Below are 25912 nucleotides of genomic sequence, written 5' to 3'. Positions count from 1 at the left end.
ACATTATTCCCCTTTACGTGACTCCGTCATTTGTTTCCATACAGAACCTTTTGCTTCTTCTCCGCCTTCAATACGCTCTAATGCTAGACGTGCTTGCATCGCTACTTCAAACTCTGGATCATCTTGCGCTGCTTTTAATGCTGGAATCGCACTTTCATCTCCAAGTTCAAATAAGAACATCGCTGCACGCCAGCGTACTAATTTGCTTGGATCTTTCAGAGATTTAATCATAACGAACATCGCTGCCGGATCACCTACATCTGATAAACAATCTCCTGCAGTACGGCGAACACTTACAGAGCGATCTAACAACGCTTTATATAATAACGGTAATACTTCATCACCTTTTACCATACCTAAATACGCTGTTGCTAAGCGGCGTATTGAAACTTTTTCATCATCTAACGCCATCTTCAACACTGGAATATCTTCTTCAGTAGGATCCATTTGTTCTAATGCTGCAAAACGGTTTTTCCAGTCAGAATCTTTCATCATCTCTTCTGTTACTTTATATGGCTCACGCTTTTGAATCGTTACTTCAACAGCACCTGCTTGATTTAATAATTCTTTAACCGTTTCATTTACACGTTCTTCTGAATAAGCAGCAACAATCTCTTCCACTACTTCTTTCCCGATTTCTTCAAAATTACCGTAACGTGTACTTTGTTCTACCCATTTACGCTCTTTTACAACGTTTGGTGCAGACATTTGCACTTTCATAATTGATTCTTTAAAACGATCTGGTAAACCAACACGTTCTTCCGTCGTTCCATCTGTTAACTTTACTTGCATTGGAATTGTAAAGAACATTTGAACAAACACTTTCACTTCTCCAAAATGAGCAAGTTGTTGTTCTTCACTTTCTTCCAATACTTCTTCGCCGAAAACAGCACGAACTTGTTGTAATAAAACTTTCCAGTCATACTTCGCATTTCGCTCCACTGCTAAAAAGTCGGCTACATGATACACACCTTTAATGCCTTCAATTTTCAAAATTTCTTGCACTTGCATTGGTGCTTGTTCTTTATTTTCATTAGTATAATTATTACGCGCTCCTGATGGTAATACTTCATTCAAAATAACTTTCATTGTATTTGGACTTGGCGTCGGTTCAATTGCTTTAATCTTCACGTAAAAAACTCTCCTTTATTGCATGTTCTTAGCTGTATTGTAACATGTTATCACTCTATACTCCTACTCGGATGCTTAATTTTACTACTTTCTTCCCGCTACCATACTATTTCATTCTTTTTACATTTTAAATTAGGAACGGGATTTTAAAAGCTTTCGTTTCCGATGATTTTTATTTTTTATCCATTTCTTGAGGCATCGCCATTATTTTTGAAAAAAACACGCTAAACAAAAAAATATGTAAATAAGCTATCCATATGGATAGCTTATTTACATATTTTTCGTTATTGGAAGTTATTTATTTGCTAATAAATCTTCTGCGTAACATTTAATCATCATGTAACCTGCGTAACCGAACTGATCATACGTATCTGCTTCTTCTTTGGTCGCCTGTCTAAGTACTGAATATCCTTTCATTAACATACAATTCTCATCATGAACCATTTGTGAAGTGAAATACTCTGTTTCAATTCCATCTAATTCTAATGAACGATAGCCACTTATAAAACCATCCAATGCTGTTTCATGAATGGTTTTAATATGAACATCTATTTGTATTAACGTTTTACAACCTTTTAAATTTTCAGCCATAGGTGGGCTATCTCCGATCCAGTCCATCAAACCTGCTAAAAATCCCCTTCTACTATTTGGATCTGTTTCAATTACTCTACCACATGCAAATTTACTGTTATCTAAAGGAATAGTCCAAAATTGTCCTGGTACTAAATAACGATTTGATTTTGGTTTAAATGGATAGTTTATACTCATTGTTCTCCCCATCTCTTTTTTATCTATTGTATAACATATTCATGTAAAGTTAACATAACGTCTCATTATCGGTAGCAACAAAAAGGAGGATTCCTTACGCTCAGAAGGAATCCCTTTTTTTATTTTCTATCACTCGATTCATCTTTTTATACATTCCTATCCTGTGATGGGTTTTACGATTCTCGTTTGTTACTGGATTAGCCAAAAAACGTTCTAAAATTTTGTATACTCTTTACTTGTTTTTTCAAAAAAGCTGGCGGTATCCCCTCTTTAAGTTTATTAAAATACTTTCCACAATTTTTTCCGAAGCTATTACTTAAAATCACCTTTTATTACGATGCCCCCTCCCGCCTTCTCTCCAAAAAGGTAATACTCTCAATCACAACTTCAGTTCTATATATTCTCTTGCCTTGTTCATCATCGTAATTACTAGTCTGAATACGCCCTGTAATCCCAACGAGCGATCCCTTCTTACAATATTCAGCTACATTCTCAGCCGATTTGCGCCAAACGACACAATTAATAAAATCGACTTGTTGTTCACCTAAACTATTTCGAAATCCTCTATTCACCGCAACACATATTCGTGCATAAGCGACGCCTTGTTTTGTGTAGTATAATTCTGGCTCCTTTGTCAATCTACCGATTAATACAACTCGATTCATCATAAGTTATACCACCTCACATGTTTTTCTTCATTGTAAGGAGAAATGTTTGAATGGTAAAAAGCACAAAATGATATATCCGTAAGTAGAAAGTATTATTTTGGACCTTACAAAACAAAAAAAGAAACCATACATAGTTCAAACATGTATAGTTTCAAAATTTATTACACTTCAGTACAAGATATGTAATATCCTCCGCGAGCCATCTTTATTTCAGCACGGTACATTACATTTTCTAAGTAGAAAGTAATCGGTTTAACTTTACTCTCAAATTTTAGTCTTTCATTGCATTCAGCCGCATATCTCTCTATTGCTGAAGTAATGACTTTTGATGATGGATACGTTAAAGCATCATCTAGTTCTATGAAAAAACTTTTAGAAAATAGCTTTTTCATAATCACTTTCTTCTCTTTCATCATATTCCATCCCCCCTTAACTCAAGTTACCAATATCCATATTATACCATAAAATCAATTTATCTTTAAAAATAAAAAAATCCTGCATTTTTCATGCAGGATTTTTTTATTAGTCATTTTTCGTAAAGTAAGAAACGAAACGAAGAATTTCTAAGTATAACCATACTAATGTAAGCATTAGTCCCATCGCAGTATACCACTCCATATATTTCGGAGCTTGACTACGTACACCATTTTCGATTAAATCGAAATCTAGTAATAAGTTTAATGCAGCAACTACGATAACAACTGCACTAATAATAATACCGATTGTACCACCTTGGTGAATGTATGGAACAGTTACACCAAACATATTTAGTAGGAATACGACTAAATACATAACCATAATTCCAAGTGTTGCTGCCATAACGCCTGTACGGAATTTATCCGTTACTTTTACTACGCGTGTTGCATATAACACTAACATTGCAAATAGAATTGAGATTGTTAGTAATACAGCATTTAAAACGATAGAATCGCCAAATTTCATTGTATAAACTGCTGAAATACTTCCTAACACAACCCCTTCTACCGCTGCATAGATTGGTGCACCAAAAGGTGAAATACGCGGGAAGAACATAGACGCAAATGCGATGATTGCCGCAACGATTAAAGCACCAATTAATACTGGCATCTTCATCGTCCCCTGCATCATTTGTATGTATGAATAGACAGACGTTGCAAGTAGCAAGATAAGCATAATGAACGTTTTGCCTACTGTTCCGCCAATCGTCATCGCAGAAGCGCTTGCTCCCTCTTTACGGAATGCCTCTTTTTTCAACATTGGATTAGATGTTCTCATTTTTTCCCTCCTAAAATAGGTTCTACCAATAGTGTAAAGTTTTTCTCTTTACTTTTCAATATATGCAGCTTGTTTTTATTTTAATCCTTCAACGATGTCTGATAGTTCACTCCATCTTTCCATCTTTTTTTCTAGCTCTTCTTCTGTTTTCTGCTGTGCTTCAGATAATTCTTGTGCCTTTGTGAAGTCAGATCCAACTTTCGCAAGTTCTTCCCCAATTGACTCAATTTTCTCTTCAAGTTCGGCAATTGTATCTTCAATCGTTTCCCATTCACGCTGCTCATTGTATGAAAGTTTACGTTTACGTTGTTGTTTTGGAGCTTCTTCTACTACTTTTTTCTCTTTTTGAACTTCCGCTTTCTCCATAAGTTCTCTCGTTTTTTCCATTTCTAAATAATCTGTATAACTACCTAGGAACTCACGCACTTCGCCTCCGCCAGTAAAGATGAACAGTTCATCTACTACCTTATCTAAGAAGTAACGGTCATGCGATACAGTTAAAACGACACCTGGGAAATCTTCTAAATAATCTTCTAGTACTGTTAATGTTTGTGTATCTAGATCGTTCGTAGGTTCATCAAGTAAAAGTACGTTTGGTTCTCCCATTAAAATACGTAATAAATATAAACGTCTTCTTTCACCACCAGATAGTTTACCAAGCGGTGTACCATGTGAATGAGTCGGGAATAAGAAACGTTCTAACATTTGAGATGCACCAATTACTTTTCCATCTGTTGTATGAATAACTTCTGCAATCTCTTTAATGTATTCAATCATACGCTGATTTAAATTCATCTCTTCATTTTCTTGCGTATAATAAGCAACTTTTACAGTTTGTCCTACTTCAACTTCACCACTATCAGGAGATAACTTACCTGCAAGCATATTTAATAGAGAAGATTTCCCGCTTCCGTTCGCCCCAATAATTCCAATACGATCACCTGGTTTCACAATATGATTAAAATTATGTAATACCGTCTTATCGCCAAATTTTTTCGTTACATCTTTTAACTCAAGTACTTTCTTTCCTAGACGACTTCCACTTAGTGCAATATCAACTGACTGTTTTGCAGCTGGTCCTTCTTGTTCCTTTAGCTCATCAAAACGCTGAATACGCGCCTTTTGTTTCGTAGAACGGGCTTTTGCACCACGACGAATCCAAGCAAGTTCACGACGATATAAATTTTGGCGTTTGGATTCTTGTGCCAATTCTTGCTCTTCGCGAAGTGCTTTCGCTTCTAAAAATGTACTATAGTTTCCTTCGTAGCTATATAATTTACCATTATCTAATTCAAAAATACGGTTCGTCACACGATCTAAGAAATAACGATCATGGGTTACAAGTAATACCGCACCTGTATATCTTGCTAAATATTCTTCTAACCATTCAACTGTCTCATGGTCAAGATGGTTCGTAGGCTCGTCTAAAATTAATAAATCAGGTGTTTCAATAAAACATTGTGCCATTGCGATACGTTTTTTCTGTCCACCAGATAAATTTCCAACAATTGCAGTGAAATCTGTAATTCCTAATTTCGTTAGAAGAGATTTCGCATTTGCATTTGCTTCCCATGCACTCATTGCATCCATACGTTGCTGCACTGCAAATAATTGTTCCTGTACTTTTTCATTACTTGGATCTTTTTCAATATTTAATAGCGCTTTTTCATAATCACGAAGAAGACGAATTAAAGGTGTATCACCATGGAACACTTGCTCTAATACTGTTAGTTTTTCATCAAAATCTGGTTGCTGTGATAAATAACTAATTGTATACCCACGTGAATGCGTCATATCACCTGTATCAGGAGTTTCTAATCCTGCAATAATTTTTAATAATGTCGATTTACCAGTTCCGTTTACACCAATAATTCCGACACGTTGTCCTTCTGTAATACTACATGATAATCCATCAAATAACGGCTTTTCTCCATATGATTTTGATAAGTTCTCCACAGTTAACATTTTCATATTTGTGCATTCCACTCTTTCATAAATTGTTCAATAAACTGTTCCATGTAACGATGACGAATTTCAGCCTCTTGTTTTGCTGCATTCGTATTCATTAAATCTTTTAATTTCAAAAGTTTTTCATAAAAATGATTTAAAGATGGATCATTATTTTTTCTATACTCTTCTTTCGTCATTTCTTCACGCGGCGGAATAGTTGGGTCATACATTAATCTCCCTTTTGCCCCGCCATATGCAAATGTACGAGCAATTCCAATTGCACCAAGAGCATCTAAACGATCCGCATCTTGAACAATTTTCCCTTCAAGTGACTCTACTGTGCCGCCATGGCCACCTTTATAAGACATATTGGCGATGATATGAAGAATATGTTTACTTTCCTCTTCTTCAACACGTAACTCTTCTAACCAATCAGAAACTTTTTTCATTCCTGCTGCTTCACTTTCATTTAGCTTTTCATCTGCCACATCGTGAAGTAATGCTGCCATTTCAATTATAAAACGATTTCCACCTTCTTGCTCAGATAAAGAAATCGCCAGTTTATGTACACGCTCAATATGATACCAATCATGCCCACTCGCATCTTTTTCTAAAATATGTTTTACAAAAGTAATTGTTTTTTGGATTTTTTCTTGTTTTGTCATTTTATCTTCACCCAGTTACTTATTGTAACACGCCCGCATTTTTTCATCACATATTTTCTTGTCTGCCCATACACTAGGTGGTAGGCATCATCATGAAGGAGGAATAAACATGTTCTATAATAATCAACCGCCTTATCCAAGGCAACCATTGTATCCTCAACAACAAGAACAGAGATACACAGAACAATACGAAGAACAAGAGTTACAACAGCAAGAACCACAATATGACGAAAACCCATATGCAACAACGCAAAACCAAGAAACTGAATTTCAACAAAATCCATATGACGCACGTCCAAATTATGAATATCCTCAAAATCCATATGCAGCACCACAAAACCAAGAACAACAATATCCTCAAAATCCATATGTAGCACCACAAAACCAAGAACAACAATATCAACAAAATCCATATGCAGCACCACAAAACCCATACACAACTCAACCACAACAACCGCAATACCAACAACAAATGTATCAACCAAACTACGACGCACGTGTCTCACCACCTAAACCACCAACAATAGATCCAACTCAACCACAAATTTTACCGCCTGGACCAACACTAGACATTACACAACCACAAATATTGCCACCTGGACCAATTACTGAACCAACACAACAACAAATTCAACAAGTTGTCGGTACACAGTTTTTACCTTTCAAGAAACCCGTACTAGATTTCGTAAAACCATGGGTAGATTACGGTTTAAATGAAGCAAAACATACATCACATGAACACGCATTAACAGAAGTTGCTGCGATTATGTTTTTAGTTGGTAAAGGCTTCAATCCGACGATTGCACATTATATCGTTGAATCTTGGGAGAAGAATGAACAATTTTAGGATTGTTTATTTGATAAAATATAAAAAACACAAAAGTGCCAAAACCCTTATACCACAAGGGTTTTGGCACTTTTTAATATCCAGAACAAATTTTATCGAAATAATTATTTTTATAGATTTTCATATTTTTTTATATAGTACGTGAACAAAATGTGAGCAAAATGTGTGCAAATATATGAATCCCATTTTGCTGTTGTTGCACCGGTTATTTAAACCAATTCTCAATTATGAGATTTATATGAGAAACTAACACTTTTTCCTGTTGGCACTTGGACAGTTTCTTGATAGCAAGCCACACCCAGACATTATTGTTGATGGGATTGATATACTAAAACATTATCCCTTATATTATTTCAAATATACTTTGGTCGTAATTAAAATAAAACCAAAAGAGGACGTATATATCACGTCCTCTTTTGGTTTTAGATATGCTCACCATGATCAATATAAGTATCGCCGTATTCGTATGCCGGTGCAGGTGGTCTACCATGATCAGCTTGTGATGTAAAAGATTCTGTAAAACTTCCAATAGTTAAAACAGCAGCAAAACTAAAAAATCCCATTAGTAATTTTTTCATTTTAACGCACTTCCCTTCTGAAGTAATTCTTTAGCATCATAAGATATATTAAAATATTGGCTAGCTTTCTCATGATTCCCTTCTTGATAAAGTTTTTTCGCTAAAATTCCAGAGTACTCCTCAATAAAACTAAACTGAACAAAATCCCAATAATTCTTTTAATAAAATCCCTCCATATATGGTTAATATATCCAAGTATACTATGTCTTTATATATTTGTGTATAAAATTTGGAATTTTTGCAAAAAAATAGTGTTTAATGTGAAAAAAATAAAAGAAATAGCGTTTATGTTGATTGCTTTAGTGGTAATCATTGTAATGGGATTTGATATTAGGAATCTAGATGATCAAAAAGACATTCTCATGTTTGTTATCTATACTATTCCTATAATGCTATTACTGCTGTATGTGAAAAAATTTAAATACATTAAACCAAATTTGTTTTTAACCTTAATTTTTTTAACTTTAGGATTATGGAGTTTATTAACATTCTATGTATTACATGATTTAGTAATATTGATATCAATGATTTTAGGAATGGGAATTACATTGTTAGTTATTTTTTTCTACAGAATAGCAAAAAATAGTTAAGTAACCTGTATTCTTAAATATAGTTAAAAAAAGAGCTCTTTCATGACTTGAAGAGTTTTTTTTAATACCAATAATAAAAACTGAATATTCTGTATACATTATATCAAGTTTTAAAAAATTTATATATCTAAAGGCGTGTTAAAATAAATGGAAATAATAAACATTTTTACTCTAAGAGGAGGTTGTTGTATGGAGGTTCAGGCACAAACAAATGAACAAATCATGCAAATGCTGCATGAATGGTACATTGAAATTCGCGCTAGACGCTTAAGAAATGCACATCTATTAAAAACTGAAATTGATAAAAAAATAAAAAATATGGAAGAAGATCAAAATTTACTTTTATACTACTCTCTATTAGATTTTCGTCATCAATACTTAGTTGATAGTTTAAGTATTGGAAAAGATAGTTTCTACAAAATCGAATCTTTTAATATTCCAACAGATGATTCTCTTATATACTACTATTACTTTTTTAAGGCGATGCATTCGACGATAATCGGAAACTACAACTTAGCTAAAATTTACTATGATAAGGCTGAAATAAAATTAAGGGAAATACCAGATCAGTTAGAGCATGCTGAGTTTTATTTCAAACTTGCTACATTTAACTGTCACCATCAGCAATATATACCTGCATTTCAACAAGTGTCCAAAGCGGAAGAAATCTTCTCTAAATATAACGGATACGAACTAAATATAGGATATTGCAATAACGTATCTGGTCTTATCTGTACACATTTAAAAGAGTTTGAAACAGCTGAGGAATTTTTTATGTCTGCAATGAATATATTCCAAAAGAAAAAAGAAGAACAGGCTATCTTATATGTGCGTCACAATTTGGGTTTTATGTACGCAAACCAAAAGCTATCAGACTTAGCTATTCGTCAACTTTCAGAAGTCATTAAAGAATTACCAAATGATTATAAGGCTATATTGATTGCAGCATGTGAATATGAAAAAATCGGAGACAAAGAAAAAGCATTAGAGTTGTTTGAGAAAGGCTTGAAAATAAGTACAGATTTAAAAAATGAAGAATATGAACACCACTTTAAAATTTCACAAGCAATAGCAAAAGATGTATGTGCGGAAGAATTAGAAAAAATTGTATTAGCAGGTAATGTATATTTTGAACGAGAAAATATACATGAGTATGTAAAGGAATATAATGAAAAATTAGCACTAAAATTCTATCGTGAAAATGATCATGTGAAGTCAAGTGAGTATTTTTATTTATGTTCTATAATGAGCGAAAAAAATCATTTAAGGGGGCACTAAAATGAAAAAAACAATTCTTTATTCGTTAGGAATATTAACTGCTTTTACCTTAATCTTAGGAAATGCAAACACACCAAAAGAAACACAAGTATCCTCTGAAGAAGTTGTACAATACTCGCACGGTCACACAGGTGGTTAAATTAATTCGTTTAAAATAAATACAAAAAAAGGGCCTACTCATGATAGAGTAGGCCCTTTTTTCACTTCACATACACATAGGCTTCATTTGTAGTTATATAGTATGTTGTGCCCTTACTGTTGTGTACTTTGTATTGTGGTGAACCATTAACAGATACTTTAGCATCAATCGTAAATCCAAGCCCTTCATCTACTGTTCCTGCTACATCTTTATCAGACCAAGAAGCAGAGTCATAGAAACGAAGGTCGTCCACTTTAGAAACAACACGTTTTCCTACTACAGAACTTGAAGTAGTAGTTTGTTCCCCTTGATATTTAATGTAAGATGGGTTGTTATAAATCCATTGGTTACCGCCAAGATTTAACCAATCACCTTGTTTTCCCCATACTTGATATGCTTCTCCCTTATTTAATTGACGGATAACACCATAATTTGTTGATGGTCCACTTCTTAGGTTTACGTTAAATCCATCAATATAAGCTACTCCTGTTTCACCTACAACGTTTTGAGATGGTTCTTGTGGTTTTGGTTTAACTGTAACTGTTGAGCCTTCATACGCCTTTTGTACGTCCGCTCTGAATTGTGATTCTGATACACCATGACTGCGAAGGTAATCAATCGGATCTTCGTGGTCAGTTCCACCTAATTTGTAAGTAATATCTTTATGTGTCCATAAACCTTTGCTTGGATGAATCCCTCTATCTTTTAAAATCTTAGCTAATAGTTTTACATAACGCTCGTAAGAAGATTTAAATTTATCTGGGTTGCTAGTTTCAGAAAGTTCTACGTGAACAAATCTTTTATTTGCAGCTGGTCCAGCGCCATAAGCAACATATTTTGTATCGGCAATTTGGACTGTTTCGTTCCAATCTACAGCATAATGTACAAATGCATTTCTCCATGTTCTAGCTTCATAATTTCGAATGTTAATCGCTGGTGCTTCTGGTGTTGCAGTACTATGTGCTACAACGCCCTCATAAGCGCCTACACCGTAGCGATATGCTTGTTTCGGTAAGTCTTGGATAATTAGTACTCTATCGGCAAATGAAGCCGTAGCAAACGAGAATAAGAGTAATAGAGTCATAAATAATGAGCTAAATAGTTTAATTGGTTTTTTCATTGTGTATTTTCCCCTTTTTTCCAAACAAAAAGAGCACCGTCTTTTGACAATGCTCTCCTTATGTAAGGCGTGTATTTTTTATTTGGTATTATGTTTTTCTTTTCGTGCATCACTTCTTTGGATCTTCGCTTGAATTTCGGATGCTACACTTTCTAATAACCATGCAGGAATCCATTTTTCCCAGCCAATTCGTGCACAGTTTGCTGCGAAACTATTAAAAATGTGGTAACTCAATCCACCGACTACCATGAAGAAAAAGAAATCAGGTAGTTTTAGAGCAATATCAAATAAATGTGCAAGGGCTGGTAATGATAAAAGCACCACGGTTCTCGTGATGCCCTCAATTCCATATTGTGATGAGTATGTTCCGTCTAGCTTTGAAGCTTTACTACCGGTAATCCAGTCGAGCATGATAATCCAGCAGTAAATCGAGATCCAAATTAAGTTCGCTTTACCGTATAACAAATTAATTATTGTTCCTAATCCACCACCGATAGCACCACCTACTTTAAATTGAGTACTTGTAACAACATCGCTTATATTCAATGCCTTGATGAGTTCGTGAATTCTTTCCAAGTTCTCACCTCCTTTCAAATTTTGACCAAAATAAAAAAGCCTGCTGCTGCACGCTCAATTTCGATAAAGTTATATGTTCATTTTCTTCCACGCGTATTCTAGTGGTTCAGTACGTGGTGGTTTCATTACTGCTTTTTCAGTAGTTTTACTTTCGTTTCGGGAGAAATCAAACATAACCCCTTTTCGTATAGCAGTTTCTCTAACTCCTGTAATATACATGTTACTGATTTCTAATTTTGAACCTTGGTGTATTTGGGGTTTGCGTTGTACGGTTGTATACAGTGTTTTCGGTTGAATTATCATTCCTTTTATTGTCATAAAATCACCAGCCTTATTCTACTCTTAATGCAATGTTGTACTCCGGAAATGAACTCCATACACTTGAGTAGTAGGTATTAAATAATTTGTATTTCTGCAATTCTCCATCTTGAGAAATTTCAACGATATCGCCAGTTACAAAATTTGAACCTCTATATGTGTAAAGGCCATCAAATTTTGCTCTTAATCCATCTACGTTATCTCCCATAAAAAATGATGTAAATATTATATCTCCTTCTAAAGATGGCGCCTTTAAAAATACCTTATCCCAAATGAAAGTAGGAACAGAAACATTTTTTAATCCCTCATATATAAGCTTACTTCTAGCAGCCACCAGTGCTGAATAAGGGTCCCATTTTGGACAAACGCTCACCAATACACTAAAAGGAGAAGATATAGGTGTGAATTGTTCTTGTTGATATTGTTCATCTGGAATACCAAATAATCCTATTACAGTCTTCCCTTTTCGTTCTGGAAGATTATCATCGTTTTCATAAACACAATAGATAACAATGTCTTTATCAACGTATAAATATAGGTCCACCATAACAATCACTTTACCAATAGAAGTAACATTAGTGGAGTTAGTTGTTTTCCCTTGATGAAAACATAATGGATAGAACGAACCAGGTCCTCCAAAAGTAACATCCTTCTCTTTATCATATCGTTCAATTAATCTAAAGCTTGCATCAGTAACAGAATTAGCAGAATTCCTTATATCAAAATGGGGATAGTTACCTGCTATAATATCTTGGCTACTTGCAGTGACGTAATCGAATGGGCGTAATTCTATAGAATGGTTCTTCATACCGTCGTTACCGCTTGAGTACATGACGTAAATTTTATCTTTTGATGGCGCATCAGCATTTAATTGCTGCCATCCAGCCTTTTTCATTTCATCAATAATCTTCATAAAGACTTCTCTTCGTTCTAGTCTGTGTAACTTACAAATTTTATTTGTCATTCTGTATGTTCCTCCTTAACTTAAACGTATCGCTTTCATAGAAACATTAAAAGTAGAGTTTGCTACGCCCCTATTTTCTATATAAAGATGGACCTTGTTTGTATGATCTTTATCCTCGCAAGGAATGGATAAAATATCATACGTTCTTTTTTCAGATAAGCTTTTATATATCTGATTCCCATTCTCTTTTTGATCGTACATAAATAACATTGCTTCAACATTTGAATCATTTGTAACTTGAATCGTGCGAATATCGTATTTGTTACAACCTACATCTAGTGGAGCATATAGAGTTTTTCCTGGTTCAATTGTAATTTGTATATTCCTCTCAATAAGGATTGATGGTGTAATCTCACTTTCCGATGTATATCTATATAATTTCATTACAGTTCCCATAATGTATTCACCTCAATTATGTTTTAGATTAATATTAAAATAAATTGGTTCGAATGCTAGGAAATTTGTATCCTTAACAACCTTTACCCAAAAATCACGCGTACTTTGTGCGGCTACTGAATCAATCTGTATTTCATTTAAATAGCTTGTCCCATCTAACGAAATAAGCGCCCAGGTGTAACCAACTTTCTCCATGTACTGTTGAATGGATAGTTTTATATTTGTAGCAGCACCGATGTTATCATTTACGATTGTCATTTTTACAATACGCTCATTATTCACCATGTAACCTAAGTTTGTTGGAACCGTTGTATTTAATTCTTCGCTATTCATTTCGATTTGCAGGGATGAACCCATACAATACATATCCCCGCCGTAAAAGGTAGCTTGTTTCTTTGCTATTAGTTCGTTTTCCTCATCATATATTTCTATGATTCCCTCAAACTCTAAAGAAGGAAGTAGAATATCAATGCCTGTATGAGCTGCAGCTACAATGTTAGTAGACAGGATATTATCTGCAGTATCTTTTAATACAACCTTATAATTTTCATATAGTTGGCGCAGACGTAACATATTGCTTGTTGTCATAATAATTTTATTGATGTCTAGCGGTACAAATCCCTCTGCAGTTCCTCTTTTTAAAACAACACCAATTCTTTTTGCTGCTAATGAATCGTTATCCACATAATCAAAAAATTTATCTGTCTTTGTGTAAAAGTCCCATTGATCTTCCTTGCATAATGCCATCCACTCTTTATTGCTTTGTGAACCATTAGCAGAATAGGATTCAAGGAACTCTACTTTATTCTTTTCATTTTGATAAATCAGTAAGCCACCTTCATCTCCTTCTTTTGTAGGAGCATAATCCGCAATAACTTGGATTGCAAAGTTACTTTGTGGTTTATCGATTAAAAGCATAACGTCTTTATCTGCAGAATGATTCATACGTAAGAATCCTTTTTTTACAGCATTGTTAAATGCATTTGATGGCGACATAAGCCATTTTGGATTTATGGTATCAAAATCATTTACAAAGATTTTTCCACTTTCCTTTTCGTATAGTGAGACCTTAGATTTTTTTTCCAATTCTAAATTTAAATAGTCTATTGCATATAGAAAAGTAAATCTGCCTGTATTACTTCCAGTTGCACGTATTGCCACTGTATGCTCCTTATTTTGTAAATTTAAATCTTCATAAACTACTGTAAACTTTGATGTATGAGCAGAAAGGTTAACGGTTCTAGAACTTCCATCAACCGTAACCAAAAGAAATGAGCTTTTTGGTACCTCGTCATGTCCCGTAATAATACGAAATCCTGAACCAAAGAATGTAAAAGATAACACTGAAGAAGGTACTTCAGAGGTCGCGTACCATGCATTTCCTGTTTCTGCATTTTCGTCACTACCCACAGCGAACCAGCCTTTCGAACCATTAAGGTTAACCCCCTTAAAAAAAGTCTCTATATTAGCTGGTTGACAATTTTTTCTTATCCAACCACTTTCGGGATTTTTGAGTACTTGTCCTATATACGCCATACCATCACCTTCTCTTTATCTTGTTTTCTTCCAATTTGAATTTGTCCACCAAGATTGACGGCTATGTCGCAGCCATAACTTTGGATCATCATTTTCTTTTTCGATAACTATTAATTCATCTGGTTTTTCTGTATCTAGTACTCTTTCCATTTTGAATAGTTCATTATTCTCTAGAATTGATTCTCGTTCTGGTGTGCGTTCAAATCGTTCATATTCCTCTGTAACGCTTTCTAATTCATATTCTCTATAAAATGTATCTGCTTCATTATTTACAGCTTCTATGCTAGTCTGTCGCTCTAATAATTCATATTCACTAACGATTGCATATCGTTCAGATTCCCTTGCTGCATCTACAGTTTCAATTACATTTGTATCTGTTGTTATAACTTCTTTATCAGCTGGTGTTATATCAGAAATAATTCCGCCCTCAAATTCACGTATACCAGTAAAAGCTTCTTGCTCTGTAATAAGAGCTTGCTGTGTATCCTGTTTATAAGAAACGTCTAATGATATGTGTTCAGCATCTAAAATAACTAGAACGATGTCAGAAGCTACTTCTTCAATTACTGCAGTTGTATGTTCTTTCATTGCTTTTTCAGATTCAATTGTTTGATCTAGATTCATTTGCATCACATTTAATAATTTAGATGAATCATTTAGTAAGGCAATACGTGTTTCTAGTTCTTTTTGAACACGGCCGAACAAATCGAATTCTGGAAGATATACGGGAATACCAAGGCCCTCAAATAAATCAAACTCTTCTATGCTAGCTTGAAATTCTTTTTCTGTTTTATTGGCAACTTCATCAGTATTTACATCGGTAATAAGTACGCGTTCTTTTAATCCGAATGAAGAAATTGCATCTACATGTGTAAGTACTGCAGTATCTTCTTTATCTGCTTGATCCAGTTCACCTACAGTTGCTTGCAACTCATTTTTCACTTCTGCAAAAGTAACGTCTGGCGATACGCCTTGTAATGCTTTTAATATACGATGAGAATAACCTGCAGTAGAAATACCGGCATTTATTTCGTGTAACCTCTCTGCTTCTTCTGCGACAATTGTCTGTATCACGAATATGTTTTGCGATTTATTCGCATCATCAGTTCCGGAAATATCTTTAACAGATAATACCCGTGAAGCATTTTTAACTTCTTGTCCTACCTCTATAGCTGCAGTAAATACATTTTCTTTAGTTGCGAATTCTTGTTGATCGGCATAAACAGAATCAAGTGTTTCTACGATACGTTCAAATGCGTGTGTTGTATCTACATTCGCATACTGTGCTTTTGTTCTTGTAAATGATGCAGATTCATTTCTTTCAGTATCAAATACATTTATTTTCTTGCTTACTTCATTACTTGCAATAACATCTGCAGCAAGTTCCTTTGTTCGAATAGAGTGGTCCAGGTTAATTTGCTCTACATCTATATCACGAATTAAATACGCGCTTTCTATATTTTCATAAGGGAGCAGGTTCACGCTTTCTATTTCTTCTAAGCGGTTCGATTCATATTGTGCAGCAATAGATGTTTCAATGTCTCTTTGCATACGAGCAAATAAATCATAATCCGGAAGATAAACCGGTATACCCATACCATTGAACAAATCAAATTCTTCTATAATCCCTTTAACTTCTCGCTCTTTTGCACCAAATTCGAATTGTGCCGGAGCATGAAGAAGTATTTCTTTTTGCTGTATATCACCAGTTTCATTTTCGACAATGGATACAGGTAATAAATTCGGAACTGCAGTAGATAAAGTAACTTCTGCATGTGTAGCTTTTAGCTCCCTGGTAACAATCTCGCTTGTTTCATTATGCATTGATACAGCTTCATAATCCGTTGTAACTCTGTCGGCCATAAGGTCATTATAAAAACCTTCACCGTATACAATACGCGCAACATTTACCCATTCTGGTAATACTTCCACACCTGCAGCGAATTCACGTAACTTACCTTTTAGTAAATCCTGCTGTATGATCGGTGCAGCTTCATATTCATTCGTTATAAGATCTGTTTCATCAGAAGCGTGTACCATTGCCTCTATCTCGTTTGGTTTTTCGCTCTCTACCCCTTCGATATGGTTTATATCGAAAATTCGTCTATGTTGTTGCGATGCTTCTGCAGAAATTAGTTGAACAGAAATACTGTCCATTCGTTGCGAATGCTGCATTTCAATGTTGGCCACATTTATATTTCGATTTAAATCAATATCAGTTGTATTTGAAATGTAGGCTTCTACCTCTATTTGTCGCAATGCATTCTCTACAACATCTGTTAAAATCCCTTTTGCTCTTACTTTTGTGGCGGTTACTCCTGTGTTATCTTCTTTAACAGCCTTATATCTCGCATAAGGAGCAATGCAAATTGGATAATCAACATCATTTTTGTTTTCTGTATTTGCTGGTGTAATAGAAAAAGAATAAACTTTTTCATTCTGATCTGGTCCGGAACCAACTACAACAACATGACTTTTTTCTTTGGTACATATAGAAGGGAAAGCAATAGAATAAACTTTTTCACTCATTCTTCTGCTACCCCCTTATGCTTAAATATCTTCTTTGTAGATTGCTAAACCAATTGGATTAAATGGTGTTGCTTTCGCTTGTGTCATAGGACAAACGGGCGTTGTCGGTAATGTGTAACGATATAATTGAGCCATTTCATAAGCGCCTGTGATTTCAGAACCAATAACCGGTGCTTCGTTAAATGTAACGGTCTTATCTTCTGCATTGTATACATAATCTGTTTTTTCTACTTCTTTACATGAAATGAATAATCTTAACGTTTCGCCCTTTGGCTTATGTTCTAAATGAAATACTTTACGGTGTCCGTCACCTTGTCCAAGTACTTCATCTACAACTGTTTTTTCAATTTCTAGCTCATCGGCTTGTTGGATGTTCTTCGGATGTACTGCATATACATCATCCAGCTTTCCAACATAGCCATCATTTGGATGCACAATATAAATTTGAGATAAATGATATTTACCACTATAAACCGATGGATTAAAGCGTCCTTGTCCACTATCTACTGACATATCATGAGTAATGAAAGCTAAATAATGATGCTGGTACATGGCTCCTGTACTTGATTGTGATAATTGAACCGTTTCGTTTCCGTTTGATGTATCAGAACCGTAATCAAGTGGCGCATTACCAATTTTCTTATTTGGTGAATATACAAATTGGTCGCCTGGTCTGCAGCCGCTTAAAATAATCATGTTTTTTCTTGGTGCAACATCGAATGTATATAATTTTCCGATATACAACGGAACGAATAATGCACGAACTGGATTTGGTGTTGGATCTACACGCATAAACATAATTAAGCGGTCCTTGTTTGCGTTCCCATACAGATAAACAACAGAGTCGCGATTTAATTCTTTAGAGAAACGCTGCTCCGGTGTAAAACTAATTGATGTATAAGGGGATGGGTTCACAAAATTAATCGTAGAATATACTTCGCCCATAATACTTTCCATCTTTTGTACATCGAAACTTGTTTTTGCTGTTAATGTATCCAGTGTTCCGTCTTCTTTTGGTAATAAGAAATAAATACCGCTAATCTTAATTGTTGTATCTGCTGCAGGTGCGGTTTTAAATACAATTTCCGTTTCAGTGAACGAATACTCGCTAGGATCAACAATAGTATTATCCTTGTAAACTACGGTCCTACTTTCGTCAAAGTTAGGGAATGGCAATGTGAAGTTCTTTTTCGTTCCATTTCCTTTTCCTAATTCCCCTAATTTATCACCGGAAAGGATCTCTTTTTCAATAAAGTATCGATTGAAAGTAAATAGCAGCATGTCATTGTTTGGCTCGTATGTGTTGGTAGCTAATCTATATTCGCATGTTACTTTATCGCCTTTTGCAATAGCGGTAGTAAATGTTACTTTTCCTGTAGTTGCATCCACCTTATATTTACTCTTCTCTTGTTCAAACCCATTTACATATACAATGACAGAAGGGCCAAGAACAGGAGAAACAGGGATAGAGAAGTCTTTCTTCACTCCATCCCCCATCCCTAATTTACCTAGTGGAGAATCTGCAGAAATAAACCGGCTATCAGTGAAATCAGAATCAGCAGTGTCATACGCATTTGCTATGCCGAATCTTCTACGTTCTCCATCGCTTCCTAACGATTCAAACAACCTTACATCAATAAATTTTGAAATGCCGCTCTTAATTTGGAAAAATAGCGTTCGTTTCCAACCGTTATCAGCAAATAGTTTTTCTAATTCTTGCGGTAATGTTTGTAAATATACGACTTTATCAAACCACATATATGTACACTCCTTTATACTGTTTTCTCAAAAATACCTAATCCAGCAGGACGATACGCCGTAGAAGGTCTTTTTGTAATTGGTGAAATAGCATCTACATTAAAGAATTTGTAAATGTCGTGTGAATCCGGGCAAGTATTCTTTCTAACTTTTAATCTATCGCCATTTAATAGACCTAACGGAGACAATAAGATCATATAAGGTAAATATCCACGTACACCTTCATCTGGATGAACAATATAAGCACGAGAAGTATGTACTTTATTGCTATAAACAGACGGGTTAAATTGATATTTGTATTCGTCATTATCTTGTGATTGCCATGCTAGTGAATATTGACCGCCATCTTTACCAACGCGATCTGGTGGCATTGCATTAGGTGCTACATTCCAAGCAATAAAATGAGCCTGGTACCTTGCTCCTAATCGTGAACGTTTAATTATTACGTTATCAATACCGTTACCAGGAGAACGTGGATAAGATTTCATAACAGGCATATAGGACTCTACATTTCTATATGGTTTCGGGTCGTTAAAATCGAATTTATGTGATGCATCTTCATTACCTGTATCAAATGCGGTTCCCGCCCATAAAGCGTCACCTAATGTATCATCGTTAGCGTAACTTTCTAATTGGCCCATATAAAGCGGTGTAACTGGAACCACATTGTTTTCAAAGGCTGGCGTATTATCGGCTTGTATTAATAAAACAACACGGCTTTCATCAACTTGGCCATTAATTCGAACCAATGAATCCGGCCACCAATTTGTTTGAGCATCGATACCTTGTAAATTCGTATTCCGTAATGTTACTTTCACCCAAGGGGACATCATGACTTGTGTCTCTGCTTCATCGTAAGAGTAAACTTTATATATACCGCCACCACTTGGATTTGTCTTTAGAGTAATTCCTATCTTAGTTAATTCCACATCTAATAATATTTTTTCAAATTTATTAGATTCATAAGGAAGAATAAGTACACCTTCTTCAGCAACACTTGGTTCTTTTTCAATCATGTAAACATAAAAACAAGAACGATCCCTACCGCTTTCTAGACGTTTTTTACCGTCTTCGGCAAAAGCTTTCTTTCCTTCTTCATTTGTGAAGTTGTATTTAATCTCTGACTTTTTAAGTGACCATTTTGAAATTTGAGCAATTCCATAAATAGAACCGCTATTGTTCTTTACTAGCATGTGCTTACTCATGCCGAATTCAAATTTTGTATCATCGTCGGATTTTATATCTAAATCCGGATAAACGGCTCTGAAAAACGATTTTACTTTCTTCCATCCGTTAGCGATTACCAATTTAACAATTTCGTCTTGGAATTCGCCTTCTGTATACATTTTTTCAACGTATGCCATCTATTTCACGCTCCTAATCTCTTAATAGTTGGTAATTAAGCCATATAGCTTTTTTCTCTGCAGATGCATTGTGGTATTCAAACTTTAGTTCTGCATTAGCAGGTATAGGTTTTACAATGGAGAAATTAAATCCCTCCGGCACATCTTTTACATAAACCTCTTTAAATACTTGTTGGCCATTAATAAATAAATTCCAGTAGTCCGAGTCACTGTAATGTGAAGCAGCTACAGAAAAAGCAATCATTTCTGTTTCGAATGGTAATGAAAACTTATCTACATGAATTTCATCATGTATACCAACTCTTCGCCCTTGTATAAATGGCTCTGTTTTTGTTGGGAAGTAAGGTGCGTCGAATCTTCCACCAGCCATATAGGTAACAGCAAAACTCATCAATGCGCCCCCTTATCTTAAAAAGTGCAATTCAAACCAAACTGTTTTATCAAGAATTCCTTGGTTATGGAATCGAAATACAATTGTGTCTCCTGCTTTAACTGCTTTATAAACCATAAAGTGCATCCCTTCCGGAAGCCGCTTTGTATAAATATCTTGGCAAACGGTTTGCCCGTTTACGATTAAATCCCATTTATCATCTAATTCGTAAATGGAAGAACTAACACTAATTGCGTAAATCTCCATATCTGCAGGTAATGTATATTTCACTTCATCCGTTTTAAATGATGTGGAATCCATAATGAAACCAGGTATGAATGGTTCTGTTTTAGTCGGATGAAAAGGTGGATCTAATCGGCCACCGGCTAAATAGGTTGTTTCAAACAAGAGCAATCACCCTTTTTCGTGTATTAAAAAATTCCCGTGCATCATTACGACACATCGGGAATTGGTAAATCAGATAGTATACCGTTACCTTTATTAAGAAGTCTCGGCTGCACACGCTCTAATTGTTTTTGTGCATTGTATATTAATTGTATCTCCATCTCTTTTCCGGTTACTTTATGAGAGACAAGAACCTTTTCTAGCATACCGTGTGCATTAAAGGCTAAGTCATAGTGCAGATATTTATCTCCATCAACTGCAGATAAACGAGCACCATCACGAATAAGTGTATATCCTTCGGTCATGCCTTCTTTAAATACGTCATTTGGGTCGTTCCCAGGCATTGGCTTACCACCGGTATATATTTGTCTATCAATTAATCCTTTCATCAAATACATGATTGGATCATATAAGTTTTTTTGCATTATCATAGAATCACCCCTAGTTCACGCGCGTAACAGACCATGTTTTGGCTGGACGCTGGATATAATAGTGATTTGCATCTTGATTTACCCGAGGAAATGATAAATCTGGTAAAGAACCATAATCAAATAAGATATTATTCTGCGTATCCAGTACTTGCAAACGTCCTGTAAGAATCCCTTTTGGGTTTCGTACTGCTTCAAATACGATAATATTCACGCCATATTCAAGTGGAATATCTACATATGTCGGATTGTTCCGGATGAAATAATTCTCTTCGATTAATTTATCATTACAGTAAATATTTAATAAATCGCCATCCTCTAAATCCCAATCCCAAAGTTTTAAACGTAATGTATCTACATTTACTGTAATACCGGTTATATCTGTATAGGGAGCAGGTTCATACCCATAGTTAACAGTTAAATCTAAAGTTTGATAGAATCCATCATCTGCAGAGATCATTGTATTAATCCCTTTAACAAAGTAATTCCACTGTTGACCAGAATCTCTATTGTAAACAGAAATAACATCAAATAATTGAATCCTTGGATCACCAACTACTGCTACTGTTAATGTTCTGAACTTCTGAATTGCCTTTAAATGATAAGCTGCAGCAACCGCTCTTCTTGCAAAGAATGTTGTTGCCCAGGGTACTTCTATCATTTCCTCTCGTAAATCACCCTGCGATACATTTTTTAATAGAAACGAATTAAGAAATCCGTTTGCGTAATCTCCACATTTAACAACAATACTGTTACTTATATCCTGGTCAGTTAGCTGCATATCTAAAGAGATAAGGTTTTCCCCTTCTCTAAAACTAAACTTTGCAGGTTCATTAATTGCGTAGTCTGGCATTTTCATAAATGTACAACTTCCGTCTGGTTCGTGTTTAATATAGTGGAATGTTGTATCTATAATATCGCGAACAATTTCATCCCATTTTTGAAATCTCTTACCGGTTGCTCCTTCCACAATCCAGCTTTGATTGGTTCCAGGAATATTTACTCTGTTACCATGTAGAACAACCCCAGCTTTTTGAAAGAAGAACTTCACAACATCATAGACATTACCGGTAGGTGCAACAATTTCATCTGATCCAGGTGTTGGGATTACTGATTTATGTAAAACCTTCTTATAGGATGTAGTGCAGGTAACTGAAATCGTGCCGCTTTCGGCATTTACCTTCACATCAGATACAAAACCATGTATATAAGGTAATGCTTCCTCACCGTAGCCAATAGACACCTTAAATTCAGTCTGCGGATATAGCTGGTTTGTATTTGTTACCTCACTGTTATAAAACCATTCTGAAATAGAAGAGAACTTACCATACCAGTTATCAGGAGCCATTTGGCCGTATTCATTTGCAAAGGTAATAGTAAATGTACTAGCAAACTGGTCTGCGTTCTCTTGTACTTCTAGGCCCGTTACACGATGTTGTATTTGGACGTAAGAAGAAGAGTCTCTTCTTTTCATATAAACAATTAAATTAGGGGAGTTATTCCCCACTTGGAAATAGCTCCCCAACATTCTAATTAAAGAAATAGAACCTTCTCTCACATTCCATCAACTCCTATTCCTGCTTGTGACATAGATATTAATTTACATTTTGCTATGACTAGCGTTCCTTTTCGTATTGCATCTACTTCATTCGGTGGTATTATACCCCCGTAGGTACCATAATCGCCAGTAATAATATGAGGGCGGTATATTTCCCTCATGAAATCACGCCAATAACTGATATCGTTGAATAGTAAAGTGAATTCTACTTCACATCCTTTGTTACCAGCGCTTTGGGAACGTGGATATCCATGCATGACATTATAAGTTTTTAAGCCATCTAGTGATTTCGGTAATTTTGTTTGCTCAATCATTGCAATGTTTGGGACGAATCCAAAAGCGTAATAATGGACGTCACGTATATAAGCTACATCTGCACCACCATAACCGCTTGTTGTGAATTCAATTGTTTGTGGTCCTGCACCAACAAAGATTTCTCTGGATTCCCAGGCATAGGCACCTCTTGCTCTAAATTTTTCAATACCATTTATCCGAACAATAAAGTGTTTATCCGGTAACATACCATCAGAACCAATCGGAACTTGGGACATAAAAGAAAAGTTATATGTCCCAGGCCATGAAAAATTAATAGTATATTTAATTGTACTTTTTAATTCTGTGGCATCCCATAAGAGGTGATATGAACCAGCTCTTCTATGCAATGTTTTTAATATACTCATACATTTCGCACCGCCATTCCCATTAGATCATCAGCAACTACGTTTTGTAGCAGCTTTCTCATTTTTACAAAGTCGTCTGCAGATTGTAGCTTTTCAACGGAGACTTTAAATGTAGCATTTTGAATTGATACGCCATTATCCGTTTTCTTCTCAACGTGGGTTTGTCCAGCAAATGGATGTGCAGTTTTACCGATTAGATCAGCAGAGCGAGCGCCCATTTGTCCAATTTGATTAGATACATCGGTTACTAGTTTCATTGGTTTAGGTGGAACGACAGCTTTATTTAATAGTTCAGAAGCTTTGTCTACTGCAGGAATCATTTTTTCCATCCCTACACCAAGACCTTCTGTAATATAGCCCCCGTATTCCATCATTAACCGGGATGGGCTTCGGATACCAAAGAACTTTAATACGGCTTTAGGTATTCCCGAAACTACTCCTTTAGCTTTTTTTATAAGCCAATCTGCCATACCGGACATACCTTCACCGATACCTGCGATAATATCTTTTCCCCAGCTAACTGCATCTTTTGCTACATTTTTTACTATGGAACCTACTTTACTAAATACATCTTTTACAGTATCTACAACCCCTGTAAATGCACCAGTGATTGCTTTCTTTATAGTTTTAAAGTTACTAACAATAAATTCTTTTATACCGCCCACAACATCTGTTATTGTGTTATATAATTTGTTGAAATTATTAATTACAAACCCAACAAATTCACGAACTGCATTAATGATTGTAAACTTTATAAAATTCCAAGCTGATTGAATCACATTTTTAATTGTGTTCATAACGCTAGAAATTGTATCTTTAATAGATTCCCAAGAAGATTTCACAAAATCTTTTAAGAATTTTAATACTGTAGTAAAGGTTGATTTAATTGAGTCCCAGGCTTTTTTTACAATTTCCTTAATCGTGTTAAAAACACTGGATATTGTATTTTTCATTTTTTCGAATTCGGTTTTTACGTACTGCTTTATTATTGCTAAAGCCATAGAGAAAATTCTCTTAATAGCATTCCATCCAGTAGTAAAGATTTTCTTCCAGGTGTTAACTGCTTTTTGGACACTATTCTTAATGAACTTCCATGTACCGTCTACAATTTTTTTTAATCCATCTAAGGCAAATTTGAAAATGAATTTTATGGCATTCCAACCGAATTCAATTATATTTTTCATTAAGCTAAAATAAAATTTAACTACTTTTACATAACCATCCCAAGCTTTAGAAAATATTTTACCTATGAATGACATTGCAGAACTGAATATTTTTTTCGTACCTTCCCAGAATCCAGAGAAGAACTTACCTAAACCATTCCAAGCAGATTTCGCACCTTTTACGGTTGCGTTCCAAGCCTTAGAGCAGGCATCACCAATCCATTTAACTGCTTTCTTGGTGTATTTTACGATGTCATCCCAGTTTTTATAAATTAGATATACTAATCCTACAATTGCTAGTATGGCAATTGTCCAAGGATTCATCAGTAAGGTCATCATGGATCTGCCCAACAGCGCTAGAGCTTTCCCGATTCCACCAAACATACCAATAAGTTTAGGACCGACTTTAAGAATGCCTGTAAATAGCATCGGTACTTTTGTTAATACTGGTACCAAGAATCTAAACGAGCCAACAAATGCACCTACTCCACTTGTCATAAAGCCCATCATGGCAATTAACGGCCCTAATACAGCAACCATACCTAAAATTGCTACAATACCAATTTGAATTGGCTTAGGCATAGAACTAAATGCCTTTGCAACAACCTCTACTGTTTTAATAATTGGAGGAAGTGCTACTTCTGCAATATCTAAAATAGCTTGTCCTAATGGTTCTAAAGATGCCATTGTAGTACGCATTAACTTTTGCCAACGAACACCAAAAGCTTCTTGCTGCGTCTTCTGCATTTTTCCCATTGTGCCCTCGACATCGCCTAACGCACCATTTGCATTATTAAGACCTAAGACAGCTTGAGCACCCATGTCTTCCCACTTTGTCAATTGTGTTATCGTAAAGGCTTTTTATCCTCTACTTCTTAC

Annotated in this window: 27 protein-coding genes and 1 pseudogene; 4 read left to right on the top strand and 24 right to left on the bottom strand. The window is 35.2% G+C overall.

Translation table 11 applies throughout. From position 1 onward, the window contains the following. Window positions 1-3: 3 nt before the first annotated feature. The 7 genes from DN403_RS25855 to DN403_RS25825 form a co-directional block, all read right to left on the bottom strand. Window positions 4-1131 (bottom strand): conserved virulence factor C family protein, encoded by a 1128-nt coding sequence (locus DN403_RS25855; RefSeq protein ID WP_000692564.1) that lies wholly within the window; start codon window positions 1129-1131, stop codon window positions 4-6. A 294-nt stretch (window positions 1132-1425) separates the two neighbouring features. Then, the gene (locus tag DN403_RS25850; RefSeq protein WP_000026686.1) at window positions 1426-1899 is read right to left on the bottom strand and encodes an Imm26 family immunity protein; all 474 of its coding nucleotides are present in this window, start codon (window positions 1897-1899) and stop codon (window positions 1426-1428) included. 332 nt (window positions 1900-2231) lie between these two features. Continuing rightward, a complete protein-coding gene (locus DN403_RS25845) occupies window positions 2232-2567 on the bottom strand; it encodes a single-stranded DNA-binding protein (protein ID WP_000982014.1) in 336 nt (111 codons plus the stop codon). Window positions 2568-2728: 161 nt separating this feature from the next. After that, on the bottom strand, window positions 2729-2983 hold the full coding sequence (locus DN403_RS25840) for a DUF4318 domain-containing protein (protein ID WP_000975158.1): 255 nt from the start codon (window positions 2981-2983) through the stop codon (window positions 2729-2731). Between the two features lie 106 nt (window positions 2984-3089). Then, a complete protein-coding gene (locus tag DN403_RS25835; protein ID WP_001260655.1) occupies window positions 3090-3821 on the bottom strand; it encodes a Bax inhibitor-1/YccA family protein in 732 nt (243 codons plus the stop codon). A 75-nt stretch (window positions 3822-3896) separates the two neighbouring features. Further along, window positions 3897-5792 (bottom strand): ABC-F family ATP-binding cassette domain-containing protein, encoded by a 1896-nt coding sequence (locus tag DN403_RS25830; protein WP_000783164.1) that lies wholly within the window; start codon window positions 5790-5792, stop codon window positions 3897-3899. Continuing rightward, entirely contained in the window at window positions 5789-6436 is a 648-nt protein-coding gene (locus tag DN403_RS25825) for an HD domain-containing protein (protein WP_000165956.1), read from the bottom strand. Before DN403_RS25825 ends, DN403_RS25830 begins: the two co-directional genes overlap by 4 nt. A gap of 109 nt (window positions 6437-6545) precedes the next feature. On the opposite strand from DN403_RS25825, the gene DN403_RS25820 reads away from it, so the two are divergent. Together DN403_RS25820 and DN403_RS32400 are read left to right on the top strand one after the other, a co-directional pair. Then, window positions 6546-7283: a hypothetical protein gene (locus tag DN403_RS25820; RefSeq protein ID WP_149185880.1), complete on the top strand. Its 738-nt coding sequence runs from the start codon at window positions 6546-6548 to the stop codon at window positions 7281-7283. Next, window positions 7270-7428, top strand: coding sequence for a hypothetical protein (locus DN403_RS32400; protein WP_141541476.1), 159 nt, complete (start codon window positions 7270-7272; stop codon window positions 7426-7428). Before DN403_RS25820 ends, DN403_RS32400 begins: the two co-directional genes overlap by 14 nt. Before the next feature lie 277 nt (window positions 7429-7705). Here the strand turns inward: DN403_RS32400 and DN403_RS31375 are convergent, their stop codons facing one another. Then, window positions 7706-7861: a hypothetical protein gene (locus DN403_RS31375; RefSeq protein ID WP_170879369.1), complete on the bottom strand. Its 156-nt coding sequence runs from the start codon at window positions 7859-7861 to the stop codon at window positions 7706-7708. Next, window positions 7858-7995, bottom strand: a pseudogene (locus tag DN403_RS31960) (aspartate phosphatase); the annotation flags it as partial. The pseudogene DN403_RS31960 and the gene DN403_RS31375, both read right to left, overlap by 4 nt. A gap of 645 nt (window positions 7996-8640) precedes the next feature. Here DN403_RS31960 and DN403_RS25805 point away from each other — a divergent pair. Beyond that, complete coding sequence (locus tag DN403_RS25805; RefSeq protein WP_050821811.1) at window positions 8641-9729, top strand: response regulator aspartate phosphatase; 1089 nt, start codon at window positions 8641-8643, stop codon at window positions 9727-9729. Between the two features lies 1 nt (window position 9730). Further along, window positions 9731-9868 carry a hypothetical protein gene (locus tag DN403_RS31370; RefSeq protein ID WP_170879373.1) on the top strand — a complete coding sequence of 46 codons (138 nt, stop codon included), beginning with the start codon at window positions 9731-9733 and terminating at the stop codon, window positions 9866-9868. A gap of 61 nt (window positions 9869-9929) precedes the next feature. On the opposite strand, the gene DN403_RS25800 is transcribed toward DN403_RS31370, so the two are convergent. The 15 genes from DN403_RS25800 to DN403_RS25730 form a co-directional block, all read right to left on the bottom strand. Next, window positions 9930-10988: an N-acetylmuramoyl-L-alanine amidase gene (locus DN403_RS25800; protein ID WP_149185879.1), complete on the bottom strand. Its 1059-nt coding sequence runs from the start codon at window positions 10986-10988 to the stop codon at window positions 9930-9932. Between the two features lie 78 nt (window positions 10989-11066). Next, complete coding sequence (locus DN403_RS25795; protein ID WP_000439589.1) at window positions 11067-11564, bottom strand: phage holin family protein; 498 nt, start codon at window positions 11562-11564, stop codon at window positions 11067-11069. Window positions 11565-11633: 69 nt separating this feature from the next. Further along, on the bottom strand, window positions 11634-11882 hold the full coding sequence (locus tag DN403_RS25790) for a hypothetical protein (protein ID WP_149185878.1): 249 nt from the start codon (window positions 11880-11882) through the stop codon (window positions 11634-11636). A 13-nt stretch (window positions 11883-11895) separates the two neighbouring features. Then, on the bottom strand, window positions 11896-12846 hold the full coding sequence (locus tag DN403_RS25785; RefSeq protein ID WP_149185877.1) for a hypothetical protein: 951 nt from the start codon (window positions 12844-12846) through the stop codon (window positions 11896-11898). Window positions 12847-12861: 15 nt separating this feature from the next. Then, window positions 12862-13242: a DUF1998 domain-containing protein gene (locus tag DN403_RS25780; RefSeq protein WP_087875299.1), complete on the bottom strand. Its 381-nt coding sequence runs from the start codon at window positions 13240-13242 to the stop codon at window positions 12862-12864. Window positions 13243-13254: 12 nt separating this feature from the next. Next, complete coding sequence (locus tag DN403_RS25775; RefSeq protein ID WP_149185876.1) at window positions 13255-14778, bottom strand: hypothetical protein; 1524 nt, start codon at window positions 14776-14778, stop codon at window positions 13255-13257. Window positions 14779-14793: 15 nt separating this feature from the next. Beyond that, the gene (locus DN403_RS25770; protein WP_149185875.1) at window positions 14794-17307 is read right to left on the bottom strand and encodes a hypothetical protein; all 2514 of its coding nucleotides are present in this window, start codon (window positions 17305-17307) and stop codon (window positions 14794-14796) included. 21 nt (window positions 17308-17328) lie between these two features. Next, window positions 17329-19065, bottom strand: a complete 1737-nt coding sequence (locus tag DN403_RS25765; protein ID WP_000264174.1) for a hypothetical protein — start codon at window positions 19063-19065, stop codon at window positions 17329-17331. Window positions 19066-19079: 14 nt separating this feature from the next. Further along, the gene (locus DN403_RS25760) at window positions 19080-20429 is read right to left on the bottom strand and encodes a hypothetical protein (protein WP_149185874.1); all 1350 of its coding nucleotides are present in this window, start codon (window positions 20427-20429) and stop codon (window positions 19080-19082) included. A 13-nt stretch (window positions 20430-20442) separates the two neighbouring features. After that, the gene (locus tag DN403_RS25755; protein WP_000006649.1) at window positions 20443-20820 is read right to left on the bottom strand and encodes a hypothetical protein; all 378 of its coding nucleotides are present in this window, start codon (window positions 20818-20820) and stop codon (window positions 20443-20445) included. A 12-nt stretch (window positions 20821-20832) separates the two neighbouring features. Continuing rightward, window positions 20833-21207: a hypothetical protein gene (locus DN403_RS25750; protein ID WP_000464284.1), complete on the bottom strand. Its 375-nt coding sequence runs from the start codon at window positions 21205-21207 to the stop codon at window positions 20833-20835. 44 nt (window positions 21208-21251) lie between these two features. Then, window positions 21252-21635 carry a hypothetical protein gene (locus DN403_RS25745; RefSeq protein ID WP_000605844.1) on the bottom strand — a complete coding sequence of 128 codons (384 nt, stop codon included), beginning with the start codon at window positions 21633-21635 and terminating at the stop codon, window positions 21252-21254. Between the two features lie 10 nt (window positions 21636-21645). Then, window positions 21646-23190, bottom strand: a complete 1545-nt coding sequence (locus DN403_RS25740) for a hypothetical protein (protein WP_062804516.1) — start codon at window positions 23188-23190, stop codon at window positions 21646-21648. Next, window positions 23187-23870 carry a hypothetical protein gene (locus tag DN403_RS25735; protein WP_149185873.1) on the bottom strand — a complete coding sequence of 228 codons (684 nt, stop codon included), beginning with the start codon at window positions 23868-23870 and terminating at the stop codon, window positions 23187-23189. The genes DN403_RS25740 and DN403_RS25735 overlap by 4 nt, the downstream gene beginning before the upstream one ends. Further along, window positions 23867-25873 carry a phage tail protein gene (locus tag DN403_RS25730; RefSeq protein ID WP_149185872.1) on the bottom strand — a complete coding sequence of 669 codons (2007 nt, stop codon included), beginning with the start codon at window positions 25871-25873 and terminating at the stop codon, window positions 23867-23869. Before DN403_RS25730 ends, DN403_RS25735 begins: the two co-directional genes overlap by 4 nt. Window positions 25874-25912 lie beyond the last annotated feature (39 nt).

It is taken from the genome of Bacillus sp. AY2-1 (assembly GCF_008368965.1).
In the GTDB taxonomy this organism is placed as follows: domain Bacteria; phylum Bacillota; class Bacilli; order Bacillales; family Bacillaceae_G; genus Bacillus_A; species Bacillus_A thuringiensis_S.
Note: the sequence above shows the minus strand (reverse complement) of the source record. Positions and strands in the feature narration are given on the sequence as shown.